Annotated in this window: 4 protein-coding genes; 2 read left to right on the forward strand and 2 right to left on the reverse strand. The window is 46.4% G+C overall.

Features of this window, described 5'->3' with window-relative positions; translation table 11 throughout:
- Positions 1–313: 313 nt before the first annotated feature.
- Together mntA and hepT are read left to right on the forward strand one after the other, a co-directional pair.
- Positions 314–757: a type VII toxin-antitoxin system MntA family adenylyltransferase antitoxin gene (gene mntA / locus AC1BI1_RS15245; protein WP_476718160.1), complete on the forward strand. Its 444-nt coding sequence runs from the start codon at positions 314–316 to the stop codon at positions 755–757.
- Complete coding sequence (hepT, locus tag AC1BI1_RS15250) at positions 744–1178, forward strand: type VII toxin-antitoxin system HepT family RNase toxin (RefSeq protein WP_476718161.1); 435 nt, start codon at positions 744–746, stop codon at positions 1176–1178. The genes mntA and hepT overlap by 14 nt, the downstream gene beginning before the upstream one ends.
- Here hepT and AC1BI1_RS15255 read toward each other — a convergent pair.
- Together AC1BI1_RS15255 and AC1BI1_RS15260 are read right to left on the reverse strand one after the other, a co-directional pair.
- The gene (locus AC1BI1_RS15255) at positions 1141–1563 is read right to left on the reverse strand and encodes an SEC-C metal-binding domain-containing protein (protein WP_476718162.1); all 423 of its coding nucleotides are present in this window, start codon (positions 1561–1563) and stop codon (positions 1141–1143) included. The two genes, hepT and AC1BI1_RS15255, sit on opposite strands and share 38 nt — an antisense overlap.
- Positions 1564–1655: 92 nt before the next feature.
- Positions 1656–1908 (reverse strand): type II toxin-antitoxin system VapC family toxin (locus AC1BI1_RS15260; RefSeq protein ID WP_476718163.1); only part of this gene is annotated, 253 nt, incomplete at its 5' end.

Raw genomic sequence — 1908 nt, forward strand, 5'->3', positions numbered from 1 at the left:
AGTTGGTGATGAGCTCCTTGAATATGGCGTCGTGGTCTATGGGCATTTCCGGTTTCTCCTGTTTTTTCTTTAGTTTACTCTATTTTACTTTATGTGTAAAGCCTGGACAAGGAGCTAATAAGAATAGCTTTATGGCGGAAAAATAAATAAAATGCAGCCGCTTGTGGATGCGTCGGGCGTGCGCTTTAGTGCACTTTTAGTTAGTGCACTTTTAGTATTGAGACATGGCAGGGTTATAGATTACAATAGTTGGTAGAGCGGAGGGCCAGCGTGGTAGCTAAAGATAATAAGTGAGGGGTGTAATTTCCTTCTCATGCGGCCCAGAGGCGAGTTAAAACCCCCAATATCAATAATTTCCGGCTACCTGGAGCAGCGTAAGGATATAGCCGCTGCTTATCTTTTCGGGTCGCAGGCTCGAGGTACCGACCGAGAAAACAGTGATATTGATGTGGCGGTATTATTTTACCGCCTGGAGGATAAATTGGCCCGTTTCGATCGCCGGTTGGAGATGATTATTGACCTGGAACGAATTGTGGGGAGGAAAGTAGATGTAGTAGACATGGAAGAAGCGCCTTTGTTGCTCAGGCACCAGATTTTAAAAGATGGTATTTTATTAGTAGACAAGGAGCCGGGTTATCGGATATCCTTCGAGGTTAAGTCGCGGCGCACTTATTTCGATCTCCGGCCGTTGTTAGAAAACAGGAGCCGGCAAATGATAGTCAGGGCTTTGGGAGGTAGCTCCAATGACGGATACTGAAGTCCTACGCGAGCGTCTTGCTCTTTTGGCCGAATATATAGCCGATCTGGAAGCCGAAAGGAATATAAGTTTGCAGGATTTTAAGCGGGAAAAACGCATCCGGCGGTATATTGAAAGAACCCTTCACCTGGCAGTGGAAAGCTGCTTGGACATAGCCAGTCATATTATCTCTGCTGAAGGATTAAGAGAGCCTATAGATAATAAAGACATTTTTGTAGTTCTAGGTGAAGCGGGGTACTTATCGGATAGTTTAGTCAAGAGGCTGGTGAAAATGGCCCAGTTTCGTAACATTATTGTTCATGACTATGCCCGTCTTGACCCCGAGATCGTTTGGGGGATTTTAAAGCGGGATGTCGAAGACTTAAAAGTATTTATGAAAGAAATTAGAGCACGCTTCCCTCGGCTAGCGACTGCTGAATGAAAGGCCGGTCTTTTATCTTTTGCCATTCCTCGGGAGTATAGACCAGGATGTCCGTGGCTACACGAGGAGCTAGTTCGCTGTAGATGTAACCTGGGCGTTCCACAAAGGGCCTATCAACCGCCTGAGCAGCTAGAGCTACAGCCTCCCGAGCGGTCTTCTGATTATAAACCCGCGCCGGAATGTCATCAGGCAATCCATTCGGGTATCTGGTCGGGATGTAGTACCCGTCCAGAATAGACCACGCGGCTCTCTCTTCTTCTATCTTCTTATCGTATTGCTTTAAAATGCGCGTTGTCTCTTCTACTTTACCGAAACAGCATTTTTTATAATTGCCGCCGCTGCCGCAAGGGCATTCGTCGTTACGCTCTACGTGATAAAGGCGCAATAATATTCACTCCTTGCAGTGTAGTGAACAGCTAGTTCTTAACCGAGAGAGGAAGTCGAGTTTGTCGGGAAATGCTGAAGGATTAAGAGAGCCTATAGCCGCCGGGCTGCAATAAAGGCTCGCAACTTATCCAAGGACTCTATTTCCCTGACTTTCTTTAGACTTGCATCGTTCGTAACCAATGTTTTGGCTCCAGCGATAATAGCCGTTGCCATCTGGATCGCATCTGGCGTCTTTATCCCATATTTGCCCCGTAATTCGGCAGCTGTTTTAGCTATACTTTCATCCACAACCCAGGTTGTTAACTTCTCATCCTTGAGCAGCTTTTGAGCGTATAGATCGACA

It is taken from the genome of Thermanaeromonas sp. DSM 22490 (assembly GCF_056378755.1).

Coding starts and splice junctions, on each gene's coding strand:
- mntA (WP_476718160.1), top strand. CDS start 314: ATGCGGCCCAGAGGCGAGTTAAAACCCCCAATATCAATAATTTCCGGC.
- hepT (WP_476718161.1), top strand. CDS start 744: ATGACGGATACTGAAGTCCTACGCGAGCGTCTTGCTCTTTTGGCCGAA.